Source organism: Variovorax glucosi, from assembly GCF_051216695.1.
GTDB lineage: Bacteria > Pseudomonadota > Gammaproteobacteria > Burkholderiales > Burkholderiaceae_C > Variovorax.
Map to the genome: position 1 here is coordinate 1 of NZ_JBPJZE010000049.1, position 1,639 is coordinate 1,639.

At 67.0% G+C, this 1,639-nt stretch carries 1 protein-coding gene and 2 pseudogenes; 1 reads left to right on the plus strand and 2 read right to left on the minus strand.

The window, feature by feature from the left end; genetic code table 11:
- On the minus strand, positions 1 to 796 hold a 796-nt coding region (locus tag ACSFA3_RS22710; RefSeq protein ID WP_435507730.1), incomplete at its 3' end, for an efflux RND transporter periplasmic adaptor subunit.
- A 26-nt stretch (positions 797 to 822) separates the two neighbouring features.
- Positions 823 to 1,143 (minus strand): annotated as a pseudogene (locus ACSFA3_RS22715) (TolC family protein); the annotation flags it as partial.
- Between ACSFA3_RS22715 and dusA the strand changes: the two are divergent.
- Positions 1,123 to 1,639 (plus strand): annotated as a pseudogene (gene dusA / locus ACSFA3_RS22720) (tRNA dihydrouridine(20/20a) synthase DusA); the annotation flags it as partial. The pseudogenes ACSFA3_RS22715 and dusA sit on opposite strands and share 21 nt — an antisense overlap.

Sequence of the window (1,639 nt, forward strand, 5' to 3'; positions counted from 1 at the left end):
GGCCCAGCGCCGACGAGCCGGGCGTGGCGCCGAGCGCCAGCAGCTTCTGGTTGGCGTTGGCCACGGCGATCTGCGCCTCCTGCATGGCCTGCTGGGCCTGCAGGTAGTCCTGCTGCGGCGAGATCTTTTCTTCCCACAGCTTCTTCTCGCGCTCGTAGGTGGAGCGGGCCAGCTCCAGCCGGCGCTGCGCCGATTGCAGCGCGCTGCGCTGCTCCGACAACGAGGGGCTTGAAAGCACCGCCAGCACCTGGCCGCGCTTGACCTCCTGGCCAAGGTCGGCCGACACGCTATCGACCACGCCCGCCACGCGCGGCACCACGTGGGCCGTGCGGTCTTCGTTGAACTTGATTTCGCCGGGCAGTTGCAGCGAGGTCCTGATGCGCGCGGGGCCGGCGCTCTCGATGGTCATGTCGGCAGCCTTGACCTGCTCGTCAGTGAAGGCGATTTTTTCTTCGTCTTCCTTGTGGCCGGCGGGCTCCTTCTTTTCCCCTGCCACTGCAGTCTTTTCCTCGCCCTTGCCCTCTTCGTGGTGCTCGTTGTCGGCATGGCCCTTGGCCTCACCGTGGCTGTGGTCGTGGTCCTTGCCCTCTTCCTTGGCTTCCTTGCCGCCTTCTTCGTGATGCTCGCCGTCTCCATGCCCGGCAGCCTCCGAATGGCCGGCCGCCTCGGGCTTGGCCGGCGAGGTGCGCAGGATCAGCGCGCCCGCGCCAAGGCCTAGCGCCAGGACGACCGCGATGGCGATCCACTGCTTCTTGCCGACGCCCTCGGCGAAAGGTTTACGTTCTTCGGTGTTCATGATCTGTGGAGTTCCTTGCTTGCTTGTCAGCGCACGACGGGTGGCGTCGCGGCAGAGATGTCGTTGCCTTCGTAGCCGAGGAGCCGGTCGAGGTCGCCGGCGGCGCGGTGCGCGTCGGCCAGTGCTAGCAGGTATTGCGCGCGCACCTGGAACAGCGTGCGCTGCGCATCGAGTGCTTCCAGGAAGCTGAACTTGCCCAGCTCGAAGCCCTTGGTGGCGGCCTTGTAGGCCGTCTCGGCACCGGGCAGCGCGTCGCGCTGCAGCGTCTCGGCGGTGGCGCGGGCAGAGCGCAGGCGCTCGGAAGCCTGCGCGACGTCGGTGCCCAGTTGCAGCTCGGCGGCAGCGAGGCGGCCGACCTCGCGCACTGCGCGAAGCTCGGCGAAGAGTGGGGCTACGACGAGATCAACCTCAACTGCGGCTGCCCGAGCGAGCGCGTGCAGCGCGGCGCGTTCGGCGCCTGCCTGATGAACGAGCCGCAACTGGTGGCCGACTGCGTGAAGGCGATGGTCGATGTGGTGAGCGTGCCCGTTACGGTCAAGCACCGCATCGGCATCGACAAGATCGAGAGCTACGAATTCGTGCGCGACTTCGTCGGCCAGGTGAGCGAGGCCGGCTGCCAGACTTTCATCGTGCATGCGCGCAATGCGTGGCTGCAGGGCCTGAGCCCGAAGCAGAACCGCGAGATTCCGCCGCTGCGCTACGAGCTGGTGCACCGGCTGAAGCACGAGTTTCCGGAGCTGCGCTTTGCCATCAACGGTGGCATCTCTGTCAACGCGCAGGTGCATGAACACCTGCGTCTGCTCGACGGCGTGATGGTCGGGCGCGAGGCGTATCACAACCCCT